General features: G+C 66.9%; 1 protein-coding gene. It reads right to left on the bottom strand.

Going from position 1 to position 329, the window contains the following annotated elements; all coding sequences use genetic code 11:
- Nucleotides 1-286, bottom strand: a 286-nt coding sequence (locus EN859_RS36360) for a pyridoxal-phosphate dependent enzyme (protein WP_189502538.1), incomplete at its 3' end; no start/stop codon positions are given.
- Nucleotides 287-329 lie beyond the last annotated feature (43 nt).

Genomic DNA, 329 nt, shown 5'->3' with positions numbered 1-329 from the left:
CCTGGCCGGCCGCCGCCAGCCCTTGCGCGAAATTGCCGGAGGAATAGGCGACGACACCCTTCTTCGCCGCGTCCGGCGAAAGCCGTTTCAGCCGCCAGTAGGCGCCGCGCACCTTGAAGGAGCCCGCCCATTGCAACGACTCCGGCTTGACGAAGACGCGCGCCGCGCCGGTTTCCCGGGCGAGGGCGGCCGACTCCAGCAGCGGCGTCACCTGCGTGGCCGTCGCGGTGCCGGCATAGGCGTGCTTCAGATGATCGAGCGTCGGGACGAGAATGTCTGCCATCATTCGCCTCTCGGATACCGTTTGCTCTCTTCGAGCTTGTCGAGAT

This window comes from Mesorhizobium sp. M00.F.Ca.ET.216.01.1.1 (assembly GCF_004010325.2).
Lineage (GTDB): Bacteria > Pseudomonadota > Alphaproteobacteria > Rhizobiales > Rhizobiaceae > Mesorhizobium.
This window is presented reverse-complemented; position numbering and strand designations above follow the sequence as displayed.